Here is a 22,261-nt window from a genome sequence, read left to right as displayed (position 1 = left end):
TAAGCTTCTCTAGTTGCTATTCCCATTCCTATAGACCTCCTTCTAAATCTTTCAATGCTTGTTCTGCTTGTTCTGCATTTGGAGCTGTTCCATGCCATGCAGCATTATTTTCCATAAATGAAACACCCTTACCTTTTACAGTTTTAGCTATTATTACTGTTGGTTTTCCTGTAACTTTTTTAGCTTCATCTATTGCATTTCCTATTTCATCAAAACAATGTCCATTTATTACTATTACATTCCATCCAAAAGATTTAAATTTGTCATCTACTGGACTAACATTCATTACCTCTTCATTAGAACCATCTATTTGTAATCCATTTAAGTCAACAAATGCAATTAAGTTGTCTAATTTATAATGTGATGCTGTCATTGCAGCTTCCCATATTTGACCTTCTTGGATTTCTCCATCACCTAATATAGTATACACTGTATAGTCTTTATTATCTAATTTTCCAGCTAGTGCCATACCATTTGCAGCAGATAAACCTTGTCCAAGAGAACCAGTAGACATATCTACTCCTGCTACTTTTTTCATGTCTGGATGTCCTTGTAACTTAGAACCAAACTTTCTAAGTGTCAATAATTCTTCTTCTGGGAAAAATCCTTTTTCTGCTAATGTAGCATATAAAGCTGGTGCTGCATGACCTTTTGATAGAACAAATCTATCTCTATCATCCATTTTTGGATTTTCTACACATATGTTCATTTTATCAAAATATAACACTGTTAACATGTCAGCTATTGATAATGAACCACCTGGATGCCCGCTTTTAGCTTCTGCAACCATTTTTATTATGTTTTTTCTAATATTATTAGAATGATCTCTAAGAGTGCTCATACTTTTTTCCTCCTGTTATTTTTTAAGACCTTACATTTTCTTATCCTACAGTAGATTTTACAATTTTTTTTAAAATAATACAAATGTTTTTTTAAGATTTTACTGCAACTTTTATTTCTTCTCCGTTCATTAAGGCTGTAATACCCTCTTTAAATTCGTCTAAACCAACAGTTCTTGTAACTAATGCTTCTGTATTTACTTTTCCACTAGCCATTAAATCTAATGCTATAATCCAAGAACTTGGTTTTTGTGATCTACTTCCAATATATTGTAACTCTCTTTGAATTATTGCTTCTTGATCCATTTCATTTAGTTTTTTGGCAAATATCCCAACTTGTACGAAAGTTCCTTTCTTTCTAAGTAATCTTAAAGCTTCATTAACTGCTGGCATAAATCCAGAACAATCAAATCCTTTATTTACTCCATTTCCATCAGTCATTTCATTTACTACATCTGCTAGACTTTCTTCCATTACGTTTACAGTTCTATCTACTCCAAGATTTTTAGCTATTTCTAATCTTTCTTTATCTTTTGTAACACCAGACATTATAACTGTAGCACCTTGAGATTTAACAACTTGAGCTAATAGTAAACCTATTGGCCCTGGTCCTATTATTAATACTGTATCATCACTTTCTATAGTAGTTTTTTCAAGAGCTGCATGAACACAACAAGCTAGTGGCTCTGTAAGAGCTGCTGATAATAAAGATACATTTTCAGGAAGTACATGTATGCTTTCCTCTCTTGATAATACATATTCAGCAAAACTTCCATCTGCTTGAGTACCAATACCTTTTCTAGTTGGGCATAAATTGTAGTCTTTAGTTGCACAATATATACATTTTTCACAAGTTGCAAAAGTAGTTTCTGATGTAACTCTATCTCCTACTTTTATATTTTTAACATCTTCACCAATTTCTACGACAATTCCAGAAAATTCATGACCTAAAGTTACTGGAGCTTTTATATTTGCATACTCCCCTTTAAATGAATGTATATCTGAACCACATATACCACTGTATTCTACTTTTATTTTAACTTTATCTCCTGTAGCTTTTGGCTCTTCTACCTCTAATACTTCTACATTATCATAACCTGGTTTAGTTTTAACTACTGCCTTCATTTATTTTTCAACCCCTTGTGGTAAAATTAATATCTTATTAAATTCTTCTTTTCTATCTCTTATCATTTCAAATGCTTTATAAGTATCTTCAAGTGAAAATCTATGAGATACCATTTCTTTTAATTTTATTTTTCCTTCATTAACTAGAGTGATTCCTTTAGTCCACTCTTGTCCTGGGAATGGTGCAGAATAAGAATTCCAGAAACCTTTTAACTCTAGTTCTTTTCTAAATATATTTTCAAATGCTTCTTCAGATAAAGTTATATCTGAATATGCTATTCCTAAAAATCCTATTTTACTTTTCTTTTTAGTTATAAGTAAACATTGTTCTTGAGTTATTTTAGAGCCTGCACATTCAAGTGCTATATCAACACCTTTTCCACCAGTAAGTTCTTTTATTTTTTCTACTGGGTTTACATCTTTAGCATTAATTATTATATCAGCACCTAATTCTTTTGATTCTCTTAATTTATTATCAGATATATCAACTGCTATAATTGTTCCAGCTCCTGCTATCTTAAGTCCTTGTATTACTAGTTGACCCATTGTTCCACTACCCATTACAGCTACAGTATCTCCAACTTGGATACCTATATTAAGTACTCCATGCATAGCAACTGCAAGTGGTTCTATCATAGCGGCATCTTCAAAATCCATGTCTCCTATTGGTAAAACATTTGTAGCTTTTATATTTGCATATTCTGCAAAAGCTCCAAAAGTTTTAGCTCCTAACATACCATGGTCATCACATAATGAAAATAACCCTCTCTTACAATATTCACACTCATTGCAAGGTATAAAAGGAATCGCAACTACTCTATCTCCAACTTTTACATTTTTTACATCCTTACCAACTTCTGCAATTACTCCAGAAAATTCATGTCCTGGTATAGCTGGAACTGGATATTTCCAATGTTTCAATACTCTTGGAGGATCTGACCCACATATTCCTGCTGCCATAACTTTTATTTTTACCTCATCACTTTCACATGGTTTTATTTCTATATCTTCAAATCTCATATCATTTGTGCCATGTAATACTGCTGCTTTCACGATAAATCTCCTCCTTTTGTATTTTGTATTTTTTTAAAATTTATAAAAAATATTACTCTTTTCTAGTAGCTGCTAAATGTTAAATTTTCGCATACTTTACTAAAAAAGAGTAATCTCTATTAACTAAATATTAGAATATTCCAAGTGAAGAAACTAATTGAGATAATTTCAATATTCCCCATTTTAGTAAGTTACCACCTGTATCTATACTTGTAACCATTGTTGTTCCTTCTGGCATCATATTTGCTTGTTGTAATAATTGCGTATGAACATCTGCAAAATTTGTAGCCATATAAAGTGATATAGCTATTACTATAGTTCCTGTTATAACTGATTGAACTATATTACCTTTTCTAAAACATACTATAAATGCCATATAGAATGGTATTGTTGCTAAGTCACCAAATGGTAAAACTTTATTTCCTGGTAATATAACTGCTAAGAATAGAGTTATAGGAACAAGTATAAGAGCTGTTGATATAACTGCTGGATGTCCAGTTGCTACTGCTGCATCTAGCCCTATATAAAGTTCTCTATCTCCATATTTTGCTTGTAAGAAATCTCTTATTGATTCTGAAATTGGAATTAAACCTTCCATTAATATTCTAACCATTCTAGGCATAAGTAACATTACTGCACCCATTGATATACCTACATTGAATATTCCTGCTACATCGTATCCAGCAAGAGCTCCAAGTATTATCCCTAGTATAATACCCATCATCATTGGTTCACCAAATATACCGAATTTTTTTTGTATAGAATCTGGGTCTGCTTGTATTTTATTTATTCCTGGTATTTTTTCAACAAATTTACCCACTAAATATCCAAGTGGAGCAAATGAGGCTGTTGAACCAGTTGGTAATGCTATACCTTCTAAATCATAAAACTCCTGAACATTCTTGGCTGTTTTTTCTGCAATAAATAGTACTAACAATTCCATTAATATTGCACAGAATATAGCCCAGATATAACTTCCTGTTACTATATATCCAACTGCACCTGCTACTATAAAGTGCCAATAATTCCATATATCAACGTTTAATATCTTTGTTTTATTGAAGTATAATAATAGTAAGTTTACTAATAAACAAACTGGTATTAATATTGGTGCAACTGGTGAAGCCCATGTTGCTGATGCTGTTGTTGGCCAACCAACATCTATTACTGTTAAATTAAGTCCAAATCTCTCAACCATTCCTTGAGCTGCTGGCCCTAGTGTTGAAGTTAATAGGTTTACAACTAAGTTTATACCCACAAACCCTATACCAATTGTAAGACCTGATTTTAAAGCTTTTGTAAATTTAATTCTAAATATCATTCCTAAGACTACAATTGTTATTGGTAGTATTACTGTTGGTCCCATGTTTAAAATGTACTGTACTACTGCTAATAATTTATCCATTTATAAATCCTCCTTTTTCTGTTTTTTTAATATGATTTCAATTTATTTATGATAGGATTATTTTAAAGCATCTAATATTTTTTTATCTAATGCTGCTGTATTAACTCCAGTTATATATGCTGTTGCTTTTATTGCTGGTATATTATAAGTTGTTGGTAATATAGTTGTTGATACTATTAAATCTGCTCCATCTTGCTTTGTTGCACATTCAGCTATTTTGCATTGTATAACTTCTGCTTGTATATTATTTTCTTTAACTAATCTTTCTACCTTATCACAAACTACTGTTGATGTTGCTATTCCTGCTCCACATGCTACTAATATTTTTTTCATTTTTATTTCCTCCTAATAATTTTTATTTTCTTATTTTTATTGTTAGTATCTTTTATTCTTTTATTTTTTATAAAGACTTTATTGTCTTTAAAACTTCTTCTTTATCAGTAGAATCCATTAGCTTCTCAACTAATTCTTTATTTTGCATAATCCCCATCAATTCTGTTAATACAGACAATTGACTGTGTGGTTGATTAAGCCCCAAAACGAAAGCTAAATTTACAGGTACTTTTTCATCTTGGTCTTCCATAGAACTAAATACTACTGGTTCATTAAAAGTACAGACTGCTATAAATTGTTCTTTAATATATTCTGCATCTGTATGTGGTATAGCTACTCCATAATCACCTAAGTTTAAACCTGTTGGAAATACATTTTCTCTTCCTAGTATTTTTTCTCCAAATTCTTCTTTTACAAAGCCTAATTCAAAAACTTTATTATGTATTTCCTTAAAGAAATCTTCTTTTGTTTTACAATCCATTTTAAGGTTTATAACTTTATCACTTACAAAATTTATAAACTCCATATTTGCACCTCCTAATTGCTCTTATCTCATATCTTGTTTTTCTTGTCTTTATATAAAGCATATGCCGTGCCAAAAAGTGGCTTTTTTTGTGAAATAAAAGAAAATGTTTTCCTTGAAATAATGTTCAATTGCAGGATTTTAGCCAACTTTCATAGATAAATTTTTTTTAATTTTTATTTTAATTTTCACTTGTTAAGCACTTAACTATCCATATATTTTTATATTTTCGTGGTTTTTTTTGTTATAGAAATGGTTTTTTTATTTTTTATGGGTGGTTTTTTCTGTTTCTTAGCTATTTTATAAAATTATTCAATCTAAACAACATTAATTTTCGTATTTATTGTTTAATTATTTCAGTGTGAATGAATTTTCATATAATTGTCTATCAAAATTCACGTTACGCATAATTAAATTCATAGTATGTTTTTATTTATATAATAAAATCAATATGAAAATATATAAAACTTAATATGAAAAGGAGATAAGAATGAAAAGAAAAAATTTATTAAAGATAGTATTTTTATGTAGTATTTTATTTGTTTCTGGTGTTTTCGCAAAGCAAGTCTTTGCATCTCAAAGTAAGTCGAAAAAAACACTTACTATAACTGTAAATGGTTATGATGTAACACTATCTAAAGAGGGAATTTTTAATAGTCAAAACGTAAAGCAACTTAATTCAACAAATCAAAATAGTATAACAATAAAAAACTCTAAAAGTGTAAACAGTGTCAAAATAGATGATAAAGAAATTAATGTAAATGATAAATCAACTTTTAAATTGAAAGAAATCAGTCGCTCTTCTAAAATAAAAATATCTGTAATGTATAGTGGTGAAAACTCATATAGAAATTATTACATAAATTCTCTTTCAAAAGATTTTCCAAAGTATACTGTTACTGCAAATAGCCCTTATGATGGTGATTATTATCTTACTACACACAATGAAGAACATAATTTTGTATTTAAATTAAATAACAAAGGAAATATAGTTTTTTACAAGGAAGTCGAATCAAATCCTTTTGATTTTAAAAAAATCACTACAGATGATGGTAAAGTTAGATATGGATATTTACTTCAAGATAAAGACTCAACAAAACGAATAAGTTCTGTTGGATACTCACCAACATATCTTGTTATATTAGATGAAAATTATAATGAAATAAATAAAATTACTATGGAAAAAAATAAAAACATAGAATCTGGTACTGAGTTAGAAAACCATGACTTTATATACATAAATGATAATCACTATATTGTTTCTAGTTATCAAAAATCTAAGGCAACAAACATTCCTTCAAACTTGAATAAAGGAAATTCACCTTATGTGGTAAATAGTGTACTACAAGAAATAAAAGATGGTAAAGTTGTATGGCAGTGGGAAAGTATTGACCATGAAAAACTATATAAAGAAAGTGTTGAACAAAATAATTTTAGCGAAAAAAGTGATACATCTTTAGACTATGTACATTTTAATTCTATGACTATTGACCCCAAGGACGGAAATCTAATCTGCTCATTTAGAAATTTAGATGAAGTTATTAAATTAGATAGAAAAACAGGAGAAATTATTTGGACCCTAGGAGGATTGGGTGATGAGTTCAATTTAACAGATAATCAAAAGTTCTCAAGACAGCATAATGCTAGAATTACAGATGATGGATATATAACCTTATATGATAATGGTGTAAAAAATAAATCTACAAGAGTTATTAAAATAAAATTGGATGAAGAAAATAAAAAAGTTACTGAATATCGCTCATATGATATAAATGACTATTACAAATATATGGGTTCAGTTCAAGAAATAGATAGTGAAAAAGATGTATTCTTAGTTGGAACTGGTGGAAAGGCTGGAGAAAAGCAAGATTTAGTAGCTATGGAAAAAGATTTTTCTAATGATAAAGTTTATTTCAGATTCTCCTTTAAGAGTGGTGAAAGTATGTATAGATGCTATAAAATTCAATAAAAAACTTATCTTAAAATAAAATATCAATTTTAATTAATACAAATCTTGCAAGGAAAATAAATCTATTATTTCTACTTGCAGGGTTATTATTTCCCTTAATTTTAATATAAAAAACAGGTGCCAACTTTTATGTTGCTATAACACCTGCTTTTATATTAGAAAATCACTATAACACCAACATATTTGATATTTTCCTGACTGCTGTTTTTAATTTCTTATATTCTACTAGATATTTCTATTTATTTGGTATATGTATAAATTATTATAATATATATTCCATCTTTTATTACTGCTCTTTCTTAGTATCTGCATATACAAATCTTTATGATTCTAAAATTTCATAAATTAATATAAAAAAAGCCCTGTATTTTAGCAATATATTTGCTTTTTAATAATTTATAACAAGTCTATAAAAAATAAAATCACTAATTATTATTATTTTGTATGTTTGCTATCTACAAATAAAAAGGCTAACACTATAAAATTAAATAAATCAATCTTATGGTATTAACCTTATATTAAACAATTAACTATCTATCAATTAAACTTACCTTAAAACTTGTGCTAAAATAAATTTTTCTATTTAATTTTTTGTATCGTTTTTCATGTTGAAAATCAACTTAATATCTTTTTTATTTCATTTTTATCTTCAGTATTTAATAAAATTTCCAAAGTATGCTGGTCATTAATCTTTGAAAATAAGCTTCGTATTTCTTTTTTATTATTCTCTTTAAGTGCTAATAAAACCACTAAATCTACCATAAATTTATTATCCCACACTATGGGCTTATTTAATCTTGCTATAGCTATTGCTGGTTTTATAACATTTTCTGGAAGCCCATGTGGTACAGCAACTTTTGAAGCCATTACAACACTTCCCATAGCTTCCCTTTTATACACACTTAATATATATTTTGAATCTACATACCCACCTTCTTCAAGCTTTGATACAAGAGTGTCGATTATATACTCCTTTGAGATTCCTTCAAAATCATATAAAATCAAATCTTCATGTATTAAATTATCCAATTGATTATCGCTACTCAAAGATGGTTGTTTATTATTTAAATGTTCTAATACCTTGTTAATTCCATTTTTTCCAAGTACCTCATTATAAGAAATAAAAGGTACATTTTTATAATCTATATCAATTGTGCCACAAATAGCAATAATATTATATTCAGCTTCAATGTCATTTAATTCATCTTCTAAATTATTATTTAAAAAAGCAATTGGCTTTACTTCAATTGAAGCATCATATTCCTCAATTTGCTTTTCTATATGTTCCTTTAAGTTTAAAGCTGTACCTACCCCACTTAAACATAATGTAATAATTACATTTTTCTTTCCATATTCATTTTTTCTATAACTAAATTTATTCGTATTTACCATAGCATAATTTTTATTTTTCTTTAAATCTGCTATTATACCATCTAAACTTTTTCCTTCAATTGTCGCCAATTTTCCTGCTTCCATTGCTAATAATGTATCCACCCTGTTTACAGTCTTACATCTAATACCAAGTCTTTTTTCAACCTCATCACCAAGGATTACTAGAGAACCCATATCAATTAGAACCAAAATTCCTTTCTGTGCTTCTATCTTTTTAAGTTCATCCAATACATGTTCTATTCCTTCTGCTGGTGAATCTGTAAGTGCTATCTCTATACCCAGTGTACATTCTATACCAAGAATGTGATTTACAACATTAGACATTTCAATTCCAACTTTACCATGCGTAACTATAACTACTTTTACTTTATCTTTTATACTTTCTTCATTGTAACAAAATTTATTTATATAATATGCTAAATATCCAAGTTCATCCTCTGGGAATGTAACTTGTGTTAAATCTTCCACTATTCCCATTACATATCTGGATAATTCATATTCCATTGGCATTGATGCTTTTATCTTATCCAAACTTGGATTTATTATAGTTTTTCCATCTCTTATTCTATCTATAGCATGCTCAATATGAATTGCTAAAGCTAAATACAGCCCCTGATTTACATGCTTAAACTGCTCTTTAATAAATACAATTACTTTGTCCATTATCTCTAGTGTGGATTCTTTTAACTGTCCACCCCAGTCTATTCGACTTCTTCTATCAGACAAGTTTTTATTGTTTTTAATAGCATTAAATTTATTGTCTAACTTTTCTATAAATGCATTTTTTAACTCTTCTTCTGAAAAACACTTACTTTCTAGAACTTTTAATTCTTTTTCTGCATAATTGTATATTTCACTTATCTCATTATCAGACAAAATTCTATTTTTCCCACTTACTAATTCACTAATATCTATATATATATCTTCAACTGAAAACTCAGAATACTTTTCATCTTCACAATTACAATCATAATATCCACTTTTTATATAATCTCTCAAGCTATCTAAATCTATAATTACCTTGTCACTAGAAAATATTGCCTTACTAAAAGCTCTAGCACAAGTTACTTGTATATCACTCTTTAACTGTCCTATATTCCCAGTACATTTATAATTCATAAGTGCACACATCACTTCTTTAGTTATTATAAAGTTTTTATTTACTCTTTTTGCTTCTCTTTCAAAGAATTTTATTATTATTTCATATCTTTCAGATTTTGGTCTTTCACTCATATTTGGTAAGTTTATTACCATTGGTATACGTCTTCTAAATGTTTGAAGTAAATTAGAATCTGGATTTTCTGTTGTAGCACTTATTATGAGAACATTTGCCTTTCTATTAGAACTACTCTCTCCTAACCTCCTAAATTCACCTCTATCTATTAAAGAAAATAATATTTCTTGACCAGCAGCAGGTAATCTATGAATTTCATCCAAAAACAAAATTCCATTATTGGCTTGCTCTACAAGACCCTCTCTATTTGCATCTGCACCTGTGTATGCACCTTTTACTACTCCAAATAGCTGAGCTATCAATAGATTAGGATTTTCTGCATAATCTGCACAGTTAAATACTATGAATGGACTATTTTCTTCTTTGATATTATTTTTCACAGCATATTTGTACATACATGTAGCTAACTCACTCTTACCTACACCTGTTTCTCCATATATTATAGTATGAAGACCATTAGGAGGATACATTATTGCTGATTTAGCTAGGTTTACTTTTTCTTTCAAACTGCCTTTTATACCTATTAATTCTTCAAACCCATCTTCTTCTACAGCTTTACTAACTTTTACATGTTTTCCAGATGATACTAGTTCTTTATCTTTTATTTCAGCTTTCGATTGACTTAAGTTTTCTTCTTTTAGTAATTTTGATACTGCACTTCTTGATATATTATAGCCATTTTCGGTTAAAATTTCAGTTATTTTTCTTTCAGACATTTGAGGATTTTCATTTACAATCTTAGATATATCCTTTATTAATATTTGTTTTCTTCTTTCTCTTGAATCTAAAATATTATTCTTTTTTCTAACCGCTATTACTTCAGACCTAGCTACATTTAATATTTCAGCAAGTTCTTGGTCAGTGTATGGATTTTTCTTGTCTTCTCTTTGTATCTCTCTTAATATTTTATCCATATTTCGCCTCCTTACTTTAAATTTTAGTTTATTTCAATATATTATACACCAAAATAAGACTAGGCAAAATAGCCTAGCCTTATTACTTAGAATTTCCATAAGAACTTCTATTAAAATTATAACCATAATTATATGATTATAATTTTAAAGAAGCACCTTCCCAATCCTTCATAAAGCTATCTATTCCTTTGTCTGTCAAAGGATGCTTAATCATTTGGTTTATAACTTTAAGAGGAACTGTTGCTATATCAGCTCCCATTCTAGCAGCTTGTAAAACATGTATTGGATTTCTAACACTAGCAACTATTATTTGAGACTCAATACTATTTACACTGAAGATGTCAACAATTTCTTCAATTAAATCAAGACCATTTTGTGATATATCGTCTAATCTTCCAACAAAAGGACTTACATATGTAGCTCCAGCTCTAGCAGCTAAAAGAGCTTGCCCAGCAGAGAATATAAGTGTAACATTAGTTTTTATACCTTTACTAGATAATACTTTTACTGCCTTTAAACCTTCTGCTGTCATAGGTATTTTTATAACTATATTTTTATGTATCTTAGATAATTTTTCTGCTTCTTCTATCATACCCTTGTGCTCTAAACTTATTACTTCTGCACTTATTGGTCCATCTACTATCTCACTGATTTCCTTAACTACTTCTATAAAATCTCTACCTTCTTTAGCTATTAGAGATGGATTTGTAGTAACTCCACATATTACACCTAAATCATTTGCTTCCTTTATTTCTTCAATATTAGCTGTGTCTATAAAAAATCTCATTTAAAAAATCCTCCATAATTAGAATATGTGCTAAACACAAGTATATAATATCATAAATTATCTAAATTTTACAGTTCCATTATCTATAGATTCAACTACTGCTAAAGATTCTAATCTTACATCATTGGCCTTTAAAAGTGCTCCTCCAGCTTGGAATCCTTTTTCAATAACAATCCCTACTCCAACTAAGTTTGCATTTGCTTGTTCAATTAAATCTTTAAGACCAAGAGCGGCTCTTCCATTAGCTAAAAAATCATCTACTACCAATATGTTTTCACCTTCGTTTATATACTTTTTAGAAACTTTTACTGCATATTCTTTTGCCTTAGTAAATGAATATACATTAGTTTCATACACATCAGTATCTAAGTTTTTAGATTCTGATTTTTTCGCAAAAACTACAGGTGCATTGTCAAAGTATTGTGAAACAATTGATGCTATAGCTATTCCTGAAGCCTCTATTGTAAATATTTTATCTACCTTTTCTCCAGTAAATCTCTCTTTAAATTCTTTTCCTATTTCATTTAAAAAAGCTACATCAATTTGATGATTTAAAAAACTATCGACTTTTAGTATATCATTTCCTGAAACACTACCTTCTCTTAATATCTTTTCCTCTAAAGCCTTCATTGTACTCCCACCTAAACCTTTCTAAATTATATTAATCTTAATAAAAAAAATTATATTCTCTTTAATTTTACTCTCTGCATTGCTTGTATTTTATCTTAGAATACTAAAAAAGCTCCTGTCTATATCATAGACAGGAGCTTAAAATTCAAAGTAACCAACTTAATATATAATTTAAAATAAGTATAAACTATATCATCTTCACTCCTGTAGTTAAGCTATTATTGGTAGCTTAGTAGAAACATTTGAACCATATTATCAAAAGTATACAGGTAAACATATTAATTTATTCTTTTTAATTATATATTATAATTCTCTATTATTCAACAAATAATTCAAACTGTGTAGAATAAAACATTCACTAGTTACTTGACAAAATTCAACCTTTTTAAGTAAACTTATAGATTTTCCATAAAGATATAACTTTTTTCTATATTATCTAGAAGTACTTCATCCTTGTTTATATTAGCTATTTTAGCAATAGCTTTTTTTACTCCATTAGACTTTATTAGTTCTTGTAATTCTACACTTTGAGCATCTTCACTATTGTTATAATGAAGTGCTGCACCTATTCCAAGAATTAAGTTATCAACTGTTAAGCCATATGATTTTGCAGTCATTAGAGGTTTAATCAATCTATCTTTATCACTTAATTTTCTAAGTGGCTCTCTTCCAACTCTGACTACATCATCATTAAGATATGGATTTTTAAATCTATTTAAAATCTTATCAATATATTTATAATGTGCTTCTGAATCAAAATTATATTTTTTAATTAATCCTTCTCCACTTTCTGTCATTGCATTTTTCACTATATTGCAAATATATTCATCATTTATACTTTCTTCTATTGTTTTGTATCCCTTTAAGTACCCTATATAAGCAGTTATAGCATGGCCTGTATTTAGTGTAAATAACTTACGTTCTATATAAGCCATAAGGTTATCAGCTAAATTCATTCCAACTATATTAGGTATTTCTCCTTTAAATCCTTGCTTTTCAACATTCCACTCATAAAAATTTTCAACAGTTACATCAAGAGGATTCTCATTTTTACCAGGAGGAACTATTCTGTCAACTGAACAGTTAGGGAAACCAATATAGCTCTCTAAATAGTCTTCTTCTTCTTTATTTAGACACTTAAGTATTTCCTCTTTTAAAGAAGAACTTGCATATATTGCATTTTCACAAGCTATTATATTTAAATTATTTGTTAATCCTTTTTCTTTTCTAGTTTTTATACCTCTAGCAATTGTAGGGGCTATTTTAGTTAAAACCAAAGGGCCAACTGCTGTAGTTATTATTTCAGCTTCTACAATCTCATCTATTATTTCTTCTTTTATAGATGAAACTGCACTTATATTGTCAATTATCTCATCTACACATTCTACATCTCTTATGTGTATAGTATATTTTTTATCTTTATTTATTGAATTTAATATTTCTTCATTAACATCAGCAAATACAACATGATAACCTGACTTAACTAACAAACCTCCAATAAATCCTCTTCCAATATTTCCTGCTCCAAATTGGATTGCCTTTTTCATTTTAAGTTCCTCCTAAGATTAGTTGGCAAAAGCTTCCATAAAAGCTTGTTTGTCATTTGAATTTTTTAGTCTCTCTGTTAAATCATCATCTAAAACTATTGCTATATTAGATAGTATCTCTAAATGCTCATCTCCAACACCAGCTATTCCTATTAATAAATATGCCTTTTCTCCATCAAAATCTATACCATTAGGGAATTGTAGTATAACTATTCCAGAAGATAATATTTCTTTTTTCGCTTCATTTACACCATGTGGAATAGCAACACCCATGCCCATGTATGTAGTCATTACCTTTTCTCTTTCCAACATTGCTGGTATATATTCTTCTTTTACATATCCATTTTCAAATAGTTTTCTTCCTGCTAAAGTTATAGCTTCTTCCTTTGAAACACTATCTAATCCTAAAAATATATTATTCTCATTTAATACTTTACTCATAATATCAACCTTCCTTTTTTTAATGTAAATTTTATTTATCTATTAATGTTTTTAATTTATTTGTATAAAAATTAAAAACTATATCTTTTATTTCTAATGTCATCTCTTGTATAGAAAATTTGTTTATTTTATTAGTAAAAACAAAATTATCTATTAATGAGCCACTTACTTCACTCATTATTTGTCTTTGATAATTTGGTGAATCTTTAGGAAGTAACATAAAAACCACATTCTCAATTTCTTCCTTAGAATTTAGCTTTATGTTATTTTCTAATCTTATTATTGCTAACTTCATAATATCTATTCTTTCACTCATACAGTGTAATAATAAAATCCTTGATTCTTCTATATATGGAATTGATATTTTTAATCTTTCTTCTAATGATTCTTTTATAGATATTACATCTTCACTAGATTTTACAAATATTTTTGATGAATCCATAATAAGTTCATCTAAGTTTTTACTTTTAAATTTTTTAAATTGAATTTCATCTAAAAACTGAAGAATATCTCTTCCTATGTTCATACTTTCTGTTATCTGTTCATATACTTTATTTTTATTTTTAGTATCATCTTTTACTTTTAAATCCATTAATTTGTTTTGAGCTATAGACTTTATTTTTTCTTTGATTATCAGCTCATCATCTGAACTCATAAATGGACCTACACATATATAATCTAAGTTTGTATTTAATTCTACTGTAGATACAATTAAATCGACTTCTTTTTCTTTTAAATATTCCTCATCTATGTTTATAGCTGAAATAGTTTCAAGTATATTTAGATTTGGAAATTTATTTTCAATTTTAGTCGATAAAAACCTTGAAGTTCCTATTCCAGTAGGACATGCTACAACAATATTTATATTAGCATGCATCATTAGATTTTTTTCTATGGCTGATGCAAAATGCATTGCAATATATCCTATTTCAGATTCAGGTATTGAATTTATATTTAGCTTATCTTTTATGACTTTAGAAACCTTTTCGACTCCATTATAAGCATATGAATACTTAGTTTTTATTTCATCTAAAAGGGGATTTCTTATTTCTAGTCCCATATTCAATCTGTTTATGGAAGGTCCCAGATGGTTTGCTAGGTCTTTAAATAATCTTTCATCATTTTTAAGACTTATCTTAAATTCATCTTCTGCCAAATCTATCATTTTATTTGTAATGTCCATTACTTCTATGTCATCTAAGTTTAACTCTTTATGACTTGAAGATGACCTTTGCTTTGCACCTCTAATGTGCATAGTTATATATCCAACTTCATCTAATGGTATATCCATACTAAAATCAACTGCCATACCTTTTACGATTTCCTGAGCTAATTTAAACTCTTCGGTTAAAGATAATTCCTTTAGAAAATCTTTCTCCATAGTTATATTTTCACCATTTTTTATCCTCTGTAAAGCTAATGAAATATGAACTACAAGCCCTATATATGCACTATCAGCTAAATTTACATCTAACTCTGAAAGCTTCTTTGTTAATGTACTTTCAACTTTTCTTATTATGCACTTGTCCATTAAATTTAAAAGTCTATTTTCACTTAAAATCTCTATTGCTTTATCAGTTTGTATATTCTCACTTATATTTCTGACCATATCCAATATTTCTTTTTCATTAAATGAGTCATATATAAGGTTTACATATGCTTCTCTAAAGTTTTTTTCCTGACCTTTGAGATACACACCAAGCCCTGGTTTTCTAATAAGCTCAATATCAAATCTTTCTAACCATTTACTTGCTAGTGCAAAATCATTATTTAGTACTCCTTCAGATACCTTTAATATTTTTGCAAAGTAGTAAGATTTTACTGGCTCATTAGAAACTAGTAGCTTTGATAATATAATTAAGTTTCTTTCTTCTTTGTTATATTCTTTTTCTATTTTTTCCTCTTCTAACAACTCAATTATAAAATTTTGATTTTCTGTATTCTCTTCTAAAATCAAACCTACACCTGGTTTTTTTACAAAATTAAAATCATTTTCATCAAACCATTTTTCAATTCCTGACATATCTCTAAGTACAGTTCTTGAACTTAACTCTAACTCTCCTGCAATTTCAGAAACAGTTATTGGAATATTTTTTTTAGAATTTTCTACTATCATGAGTATTATCTTTTTTTGTCTAGATGTAATCTTCTTTTTTTTCAAATTATCCACTCCTAATCAGTGGTACTTTTTATTTTTTATTTAGATTCTAATCTTTTAAACAGTATATCTAAATTGGGGTCATTTAAAAAGTTATTTATTGATACTATCTCAACATTTGAATTGTTTTTGGCAACTCTTTCAACTAATGTGTTGTGAGTTACTACTATTTGTGTATCATCTGGAAGATTATCAACAGATGAATTTGTAATTTCTATATCTAAATTCAAGTTTTTTATTCTATTTTTAAATCTAGAAGCTCCCATTGCACTAGAACCCATTCCTGCATCACATGCAAATACAATCTTCTTAATTTCATTTAATTCAAGTTGCTTTTCTTTAACTTTTTGTTCTGAACTTTTGCTTGCAGATTTCATATCACTCATCTTTGCTTTAGCTTCTTCTAAAGTACCATCTTCTTCACTTTGGTTTGCTGAAGCTCTCTTAACAAATGGCGCTGCCACTAAGAATGATACAACTGTCGCAACTGCAACCCCTGCTAATACTGGAAGTAATCCTCCTTTTGGTGCTAGTGCCATAAGTGCAAATATACTTCCTGGTGATGGTGCTGCTACAAGTCCAGCTCCTAATATTGAAAAAGTTAATATTCCTGCTGCTCCACCTGCCATTGTAGCTAATATTAAAACTGGATTCATTAATATATATGGGAAGTAAATTTCATGGATACCACCAAGGAAATGTATTATTACTGCTCCTGGTGCTGATTGTTTTACACTTCCTCTACTAAACATCCAATATGCTAATAGAACACCTAAACCTGGTCCAGGGTTACTTTCTAATAAGAACATTATAGATTTACCTGCTTCTTTTGCTTCAGCTATACCTATAGGACCTAATATACCATGATTTATTGCATTGTTTAAGAACAGTACCTTTCCAGGCTCTATAAATACCGAAACTAAAGGTAATAAACTTTTGCTAACTATAAATTGCACTCCTGATTCTATAAGAGCTGTACCTGCTACTATAGCTGGTCCAATTGCATAAAAACCTAATATTGCAAGAAGCATACCTATTATACCTATTGAAAAGTTATTTACTAACATCTCAAATCCTGTTGGTATTTTACCATCTACAAGTTTATCAAACTTCTTGATTACCCATCCTGCAAATGGTCCCATTATCATTGCTCCAATAAACATTGGTATATCAGCTCCAACGATTACTCCCATCGCTGCTGCTGCACCTATTACTCCGCCTCTTTGCCCTGCTATAGCTTTACCACCAGTATATGCTATCAATAGTGGTAAAAGATATTTTATCATCGGATCGCCTATAGTACTTAATTTTTCATTTGGCATCCACCCTGTTGGTATAAATAATGCTGTTATAAGACCCCATGCTATAAAAGCTCCTATATTTGGCATTACCATCCCACTTAAAAATTTTCCTACTCGCTGTATAGATGTCTTTATTGTCGATTGATTAGAACTGCTCATAATTTTACCTCCATTTGAATTATATTCTATATCGATATGATTCCCTTTTGTTATACTTTTATTATAGAGTTTATATTTTATAGTAACAACTTTAAGAAATCGTTTCTATGTCACTTAAGATAATGACATTTGTCACTTTAGTTTTTGTTTAATTTTATTTATGTAGTATTTTAAATTAAGAATTTAATGAAATAAATTTTTTAGGGACACTTTTGGACATACTAATATAGATTTAATTGACTTATACTTTCAATAAAAAATACTATATACTTAATATTAACAACAGGAGTATATAGATATAATGTAAGATATTATATAATAAGAATTAACTTCAAATTAGCTACCACATTAAATAAAACATTATTTAATATACAGTTTGATTGTATAAAGCAACATATATTAAACAGATTCAGTTAAAATAGTTTAAATTTTTCAAAAATCTCAATATCTGACAAAATACTTTAATAAAATTAAAGAATAAGTTATAATTAATACTATCAATTATAATAAAGTATAAAAATATAAGGAGTGATTAAAAAATGGCGTTTTATTTTGATACACCATCACATACTTTCAGTGAATACCTACTTGTACCAGGTTTCTCTTCTACTGACTGTATACCTGCTAATGTAAGTTTAAAAACACCTGTTACTAAATTTAAAAAGGGCGAGGAAGCAGATATTCATATGAATATACCTTTAACTTCTGCTATTATGCAATCTGTTTCTGATGACAAGATGGCTATTGCACTTGCTAAAGAAGGTGGCATCTCATTTATATATGGTTCTCAATCTATTGAAAGTGAAGCTGCTATGGTAGCACGTGTTAAATCTCATAAAGCTGGATTTGTTGTGAGTGATTCAAATATTAAACCTGACAATACATTAAAAGACATACTTGAACTAAAAGAGAAAACTGGTCATTCTACGGTTGCAGTTACTGAAGATGGTACTTCAACTGGTAAATTATTAGGTATTGTTGCAAGTCGTGATTATCGTATAAGTCGTATGGACTTAGACACTAAAGTTAGTGAGTTTATGACTCCTATGTCATCCATAGTTTATGCTAACAAAGATGTTACTTTAAAAGAAGCAAACAATATTATATGGGACCATAAGCTTAATTCTCTTCCTGTACTTGATGACAATGGTAATCTTGTATATATGGTATTCCGTAAAGATTACTCTTCTCATAAAGAAAATCCACTTGAACTTTTAGATTCTTCTAAAAGATATGTAGTTGGAGCTGGTATCAATACTAGAGACTTTGCTGAGCGTGTTCCTGCTTTAGTTGAAGCTGGTGCTGATGTTTTATGTATAGACTCTTCAGAAGGTTTTTCTGAGTGGCAAAAGATAACTCTTGATTTTATTCGTGAAAAATACGGTGATACGGTTAAGGTTGGAGCTGGGAATGTAGTTGACCGTGAAGGATTCCTTTACCTTGCTGAAGCTGGTGCTGACTTCGTTAAAGTTGGTATTGGTGGTGGTTCTATATGTATCACTCGTGAACAAAAAGGTATAGGACGTGGACAAGCTACTTCTATAATTGAAGTTGCTCAAGCTAGAGATGAATACTTTGAAAAAACAGGTATTTACATTCCAATTTGTTCTGATGGTGGTATTGTTTATGACCATCATATAACTTTAGCCTTAGCTATGGGTGCTGATTTTATAATGCTTGGTAGATATTTCTCTCGTTTTGATGAGAGTCCAACTAATAAGGTTAATATAAATGGTAGTTACATGAAAGAGTATTGGGGAGAAGGTTCTGCACGTGCTAGAAACTGGCAAAGATATGACCTTGGTGGAGATAAGAAACTTTCTTTTGAAGAAGGTGTTGACTCTTATGTTCCTTATGCTGGTTCTTTAAAAGACAATGTGACACTTTCTCTAAGTAAGGTTCGTTCTACTATGTGCAACTGTGGTGCTCTTAGTATTCCTGAACTTCAAAAAAATGCTAAGCTAACACTTGTATCTTCTACTAGTATCGTTGAAGGTGGAGCTCATGATGTTATGCTAAAAGATAACAGAAACTTATAATATAAATAAAAGTGTAGTTAATTGTAAAATCAACTACACTTTTTATTTTAATATAAGCTATTATTTATGAGTTATTATTTAACTGTAAATTCAAGAAGCTTACTTTTAAGTTCATTTTCTATTTTTGATAATTCAACTTCTGCTTCCTGCCTCTTTATTCTACCATCATTCTGTATCTTAACTACTTCATCAATAGTTGATATTAAAGATTGATTAGTTTTCTTAATTGTATCTATATCTACAATTCCTCTTTCTGATTCTTTAGCTGTTTCTATTGTTCCCATTTTCAATGTCTCTGCATTCTTTAGTAGAAGTTCATTTGTCATATTACTAACTTCACGCTGTGCTTTCATAGCTTGATTCAAATGAGATATTCCAAGAGCAAGTACTATTTGATTTTTCCACAATGGAATAGTATTTACTATAGTAGATTGAATTTTTTCTGCCATTAGATTATTGCTATTTTGAACCAATCTTATCTGTGGAGCCATTTGAAGTGATACCATTCTAGTTAATTCTAAGTCATGAATCTTCTTTTCAAATCTGTCACAAAGTGAAACCATATCGTTTACAGATTGAGCATCTTCTGTTGAACCAGACAAACTTGCTCTTTCTCTTAATTTTGGCATCTCAAGTTCTTTCATATCTTTTAGCTTTTGTTTCCCTGCTATAATATACATTGTAAGCTCTTTTGAATAAGCTAAGTTTAATTCATACATTTTATCAAGCATTGCTATATCTTTCAATATTTTAACTTGATGCTTTTGAAGTTCTTTACTTACTTTGTCTACATTTACTTCTGCGCTATCATACTTAGTTTTTAAATTTGAAATTTTATTATTTGCCTTTTTAAAAATTCCTAAAAAACCACCTTGTTCTTTTTCGTCAGCTGAGAATGATTTTAAATCAGTAACTAGATTTGTAAGCATATCACCAACTTCGCCTAAATCTCTAGTTTTAACACTCTTTAAAGCGGTTTCCGAAAATCCCGCTACCTTTTTTTGAGCCCCAGCTCCATATTGCAAAATCATATTTGTATTTGTAATATCTATTTTTTCTGCAAACTCTTTTACCATTTTACGCTCAGCTTCTGATAGTTTTTCTTCTTCTGGGTCTTTTTCATTCTTTTTCATTAATAGGTCAGAATTATTTATATCATTTGTTTTTGTTTCTTCACCAAATGGGTCAAGTGTTAGTGTTGGCATAACTGGTATATCATCTAAATTATTCATTCTATAGTTCTCTCCTCTTCCTTCATAAAGTACTAATTATATACTTATATCTTACATATTTTTATCCTTCATAACTACTTAACTGTTCAAAAATAACAGAATATTTTTTATATTACAGTTAAAACTTTCCACCTGTTAATCCCTCTTGAACTAACATATTTTCTAAAACAGTAATATCTGTAGATATGTCAATAGCTTCATCCTCAAATAGAGAATCCAGTTGGTTTTCAAAAGCCACTACAATTGTACTCATTGTACTTTCAATGCTTTCCATAGTTGTTGTTATATTTTCTCTGTCTATTCCTTGTTCTTCCAGTGTATGATATGAATTTAAAAGCTTTAAAGTAGTTGGAATATAATAATCCATAAATTTTTGTATCTGAATAAGTTTTGATGGATCATGTTTTACAACATCAAATATTTTACTTGTAACATCTTCTACTTGTATAATTTTCTTGCACATTGATTCTGATTTAATATTTTCATTAGCCTCTTTTATTTGTCTCAAATAGTCCATTCCCTTTTTAATAATCATATCAGCTTCATTGCTATTCTCAACTTCATCTTCTTCAACTTCATATACTATATCTTCATATGTTGGTGGAACTCCATCTTCATTTGTCAATACAATTTGATTATTTCTTTTATCAATATAAGTATTTATAAAGTAATTTTTATCTATCATCTTTTGCACATCTTTTATTATAAATTTTAGTGATTTAGATGTACTTTCTGCAATAAGTTCTACTGGAATAATATTTTTATTACTTATGATTGTACAGTATTTTTTATAACGAGAAATTTGGTCTCCTAATCTTTTACCTTTAAAAATACAAACTCCACCTATTATTAAGAATAAAGCACATACTTGAATAGGAAGTATAACTGCCCATCCAATTATAATTGAAATAGTTGACAATACTAAGGCTGATAGTGTAAATAAGCCTACTAGACCCCATCCAACTATCTTCAAAAACTTACTTAAAAACGAATTTATTAATACAGATTTTTTAGAAAAATTCTCTGGTTTATACATGATTTATATCCTTTCATTTTTACTAATATTATTATTATATTTCAGTTTGATTATACAATTACTTACTTATTACTGTCAAGGAATTTGAAATTCTACAAATTATTTCAAATAAAGTAATAGACTTAAATGTAAGTACATTTTCTA

General features: G+C 28.8%; 17 protein-coding genes and 1 riboswitch. Of the genes, 2 read left to right on the top strand and 15 right to left on the bottom strand.

Translation table 11 applies throughout. The features are described 5' to 3' along the window. Positions 1 to 28: 28 nt before the first annotated feature. The 6 genes from IC214_RS12335 to IC214_RS12310 form a co-directional block, all read right to left on the bottom strand. The gene (locus IC214_RS12335; RefSeq protein ID WP_227432712.1) at positions 29 to 841 is read right to left on the bottom strand and encodes a transketolase; all 813 of its coding nucleotides are present in this window, start codon (positions 839 to 841) and stop codon (positions 29 to 31) included. Positions 842 to 932: 91 nt separating this feature from the next. After that, positions 933 to 1,964, bottom strand: coding sequence for a zinc-binding dehydrogenase (locus tag IC214_RS12330; protein ID WP_227432711.1), 1,032 nt, complete (start codon positions 1,962 to 1,964; stop codon positions 933 to 935). Further along, the gene (locus IC214_RS12325; RefSeq protein WP_227432710.1) at positions 1,965 to 3,017 is read right to left on the bottom strand and encodes a galactitol-1-phosphate 5-dehydrogenase; all 1,053 of its coding nucleotides are present in this window, start codon (positions 3,015 to 3,017) and stop codon (positions 1,965 to 1,967) included. A gap of 130 nt (positions 3,018 to 3,147) precedes the next feature. Further along, complete coding sequence (locus tag IC214_RS12320) at positions 3,148 to 4,422, bottom strand: PTS galactitol transporter subunit IIC (protein ID WP_227482790.1); 1,275 nt, start codon at positions 4,420 to 4,422, stop codon at positions 3,148 to 3,150. Between the two features lie 57 nt (positions 4,423 to 4,479). Continuing rightward, entirely contained in the window at positions 4,480 to 4,755 is a 276-nt protein-coding gene (locus tag IC214_RS12315; protein WP_021385190.1) for a PTS sugar transporter subunit IIB, read from the bottom strand. A gap of 67 nt (positions 4,756 to 4,822) precedes the next feature. Next, positions 4,823 to 5,281 (bottom strand): PTS sugar transporter subunit IIA, encoded by a 459-nt coding sequence (locus IC214_RS12310; RefSeq protein WP_227824129.1) that lies wholly within the window; start codon positions 5,279 to 5,281, stop codon positions 4,823 to 4,825. Positions 5,282 to 5,768: 487 nt separating this feature from the next. On the opposite strand from IC214_RS12310, the gene IC214_RS12305 reads away from it, so the two are divergent. Continuing rightward, a complete protein-coding gene (locus IC214_RS12305) occupies positions 5,769 to 7,247 on the top strand; it encodes an arylsulfotransferase family protein (protein ID WP_227866695.1) in 1,479 nt (492 codons plus the stop codon). Positions 7,248 to 7,862: 615 nt separating this feature from the next. On the opposite strand, the gene IC214_RS12300 is transcribed toward IC214_RS12305, so the two are convergent. From IC214_RS12300 to IC214_RS12270, 7 genes are all read right to left on the bottom strand, one after another. Further along, positions 7,863 to 10,787 (bottom strand): sigma 54-interacting transcriptional regulator, encoded by a 2,925-nt coding sequence (locus tag IC214_RS12300; protein ID WP_227432706.1) that lies wholly within the window; start codon positions 10,785 to 10,787, stop codon positions 7,863 to 7,865. 136 nt (positions 10,788 to 10,923) lie between these two features. Further along, positions 10,924 to 11,574, bottom strand: a complete 651-nt coding sequence (fsa, locus tag IC214_RS12295) for a fructose-6-phosphate aldolase (protein WP_227432705.1) — start codon at positions 11,572 to 11,574, stop codon at positions 10,924 to 10,926. Between the two features lie 57 nt (positions 11,575 to 11,631). After that, complete coding sequence (locus IC214_RS12290) at positions 11,632 to 12,204, bottom strand: xanthine phosphoribosyltransferase (RefSeq protein WP_227855559.1); 573 nt, start codon at positions 12,202 to 12,204, stop codon at positions 11,632 to 11,634. A 187-nt stretch (positions 12,205 to 12,391) separates the two neighbouring features. Continuing rightward, a riboswitch (purine riboswitch) is annotated at positions 12,392 to 12,493 on the bottom strand. A 106-nt stretch (positions 12,494 to 12,599) separates the two neighbouring features. Then, positions 12,600 to 13,751 (bottom strand): mannitol-1-phosphate 5-dehydrogenase, encoded by a 1,152-nt coding sequence (locus tag IC214_RS12285; protein ID WP_227830712.1) that lies wholly within the window; start codon positions 13,749 to 13,751, stop codon positions 12,600 to 12,602. Positions 13,752 to 13,769: 18 nt separating this feature from the next. Next, the gene (locus tag IC214_RS12280) at positions 13,770 to 14,192 is read right to left on the bottom strand and encodes a PTS sugar transporter subunit IIA (RefSeq protein WP_227432702.1); all 423 of its coding nucleotides are present in this window, start codon (positions 14,190 to 14,192) and stop codon (positions 13,770 to 13,772) included. A gap of 31 nt (positions 14,193 to 14,223) precedes the next feature. Beyond that, entirely contained in the window at positions 14,224 to 16,362 is a 2,139-nt protein-coding gene (locus tag IC214_RS12275) for a BglG family transcription antiterminator (RefSeq protein ID WP_227866694.1), read from the bottom strand. A gap of 26 nt (positions 16,363 to 16,388) precedes the next feature. After that, positions 16,389 to 17,810, bottom strand: coding sequence for a PTS mannitol transporter subunit IICB (locus tag IC214_RS12270; protein WP_227432700.1), 1,422 nt, complete (start codon positions 17,808 to 17,810; stop codon positions 16,389 to 16,391). Between the two features lie 539 nt (positions 17,811 to 18,349). Here IC214_RS12270 and IC214_RS12265 point away from each other — a divergent pair. Next, a complete protein-coding gene (locus IC214_RS12265) occupies positions 18,350 to 19,849 on the top strand; it encodes an IMP dehydrogenase (RefSeq protein WP_227860511.1) in 1,500 nt (499 codons plus the stop codon). 74 nt (positions 19,850 to 19,923) lie between these two features. Here IC214_RS12265 and IC214_RS12260 read toward each other — a convergent pair whose 3' ends face one another. Together IC214_RS12260 and IC214_RS12255 are read right to left on the bottom strand one after the other, a co-directional pair. Further along, entirely contained in the window at positions 19,924 to 21,081 is a 1,158-nt protein-coding gene (locus IC214_RS12260) for a toxic anion resistance protein (RefSeq protein WP_227482794.1), read from the bottom strand. Positions 21,082 to 21,199: 118 nt separating this feature from the next. Continuing rightward, positions 21,200 to 22,117 carry a 5-bromo-4-chloroindolyl phosphate hydrolysis family protein gene (locus tag IC214_RS12255; RefSeq protein WP_227830714.1) on the bottom strand — a complete coding sequence of 306 codons (918 nt, stop codon included), beginning with the start codon at positions 22,115 to 22,117 and terminating at the stop codon, positions 21,200 to 21,202. Positions 22,118 to 22,261 lie beyond the last annotated feature (144 nt).

It is taken from the genome of Clostridioides sp. ES-S-0190-01, assembly GCF_020658275.1.
GTDB lineage: Bacteria > Bacillota > Clostridia > Peptostreptococcales > Peptostreptococcaceae > Clostridioides.
Note: the sequence above shows the minus strand (reverse complement) of the source record. Positions and strands in the feature narration are given on the sequence as shown.

Coding starts and splice junctions, on each gene's coding strand:
- IC214_RS12335 (WP_227432712.1), bottom strand. CDS start 841: ATGAGCACTCTTAGAGATCATTCTAATAATATTAGAAAAAACATAATA.
- IC214_RS12330 (WP_227432711.1), bottom strand. CDS start 1,964: ATGAAGGCAGTAGTTAAAACTAAACCAGGTTATGATAATGTAGAAGTA.
- IC214_RS12320 (WP_227482790.1), bottom strand. CDS start 4,422: ATGGATAAATTATTAGCAGTAGTACAGTACATTTTAAACATGGGACCA.
- IC214_RS12315 (WP_021385190.1), bottom strand. CDS start 4,755: ATGAAAAAAATATTAGTAGCATGTGGAGCAGGAATAGCAACATCAACA.
- IC214_RS12310 (WP_227824129.1), bottom strand. CDS start 5,281: ATGGAGTTTATAAATTTTGTAAGTGATAAAGTTATAAACCTTAAAATG.
- IC214_RS12305 (WP_227866695.1), top strand. CDS start 5,769: ATGAAAAGAAAAAATTTATTAAAGATAGTATTTTTATGTAGTATTTTA.
- IC214_RS12300 (WP_227432706.1), bottom strand. CDS start 10,787: ATGGATAAAATATTAAGAGAGATACAAAGAGAAGACAAGAAAAATCCA.
- fsa (WP_227432705.1), bottom strand. CDS start 11,574: ATGAGATTTTTTATAGACACAGCTAATATTGAAGAAATAAAGGAAGCA.
- IC214_RS12290 (WP_227855559.1), bottom strand. CDS start 12,204: ATGAAGGCTTTAGAGGAAAAGATATTAAGAGAAGGTAGTGTTTCAGGA.
- IC214_RS12285 (WP_227830712.1), bottom strand. CDS start 13,751: ATGAAAAAGGCAATCCAATTTGGAGCAGGAAATATTGGAAGAGGATTT.
- IC214_RS12280 (WP_227432702.1), bottom strand. CDS start 14,192: ATGAGTAAAGTATTAAATGAGAATAATATATTTTTAGGATTAGATAGT.
- IC214_RS12270 (WP_227432700.1), bottom strand. CDS start 17,810: ATGAGCAGTTCTAATCAATCGACAATAAAGACATCTATACAGCGAGTA.
- IC214_RS12265 (WP_227860511.1), top strand. CDS start 18,350: ATGGCGTTTTATTTTGATACACCATCACATACTTTCAGTGAATACCTA.
- IC214_RS12260 (WP_227482794.1), bottom strand. CDS start 21,081: ATGAATAATTTAGATGATATACCAGTTATGCCAACACTAACACTTGAC.
- IC214_RS12255 (WP_227830714.1), bottom strand. CDS start 22,117: ATGTATAAACCAGAGAATTTTTCTAAAAAATCTGTATTAATAAATTCG.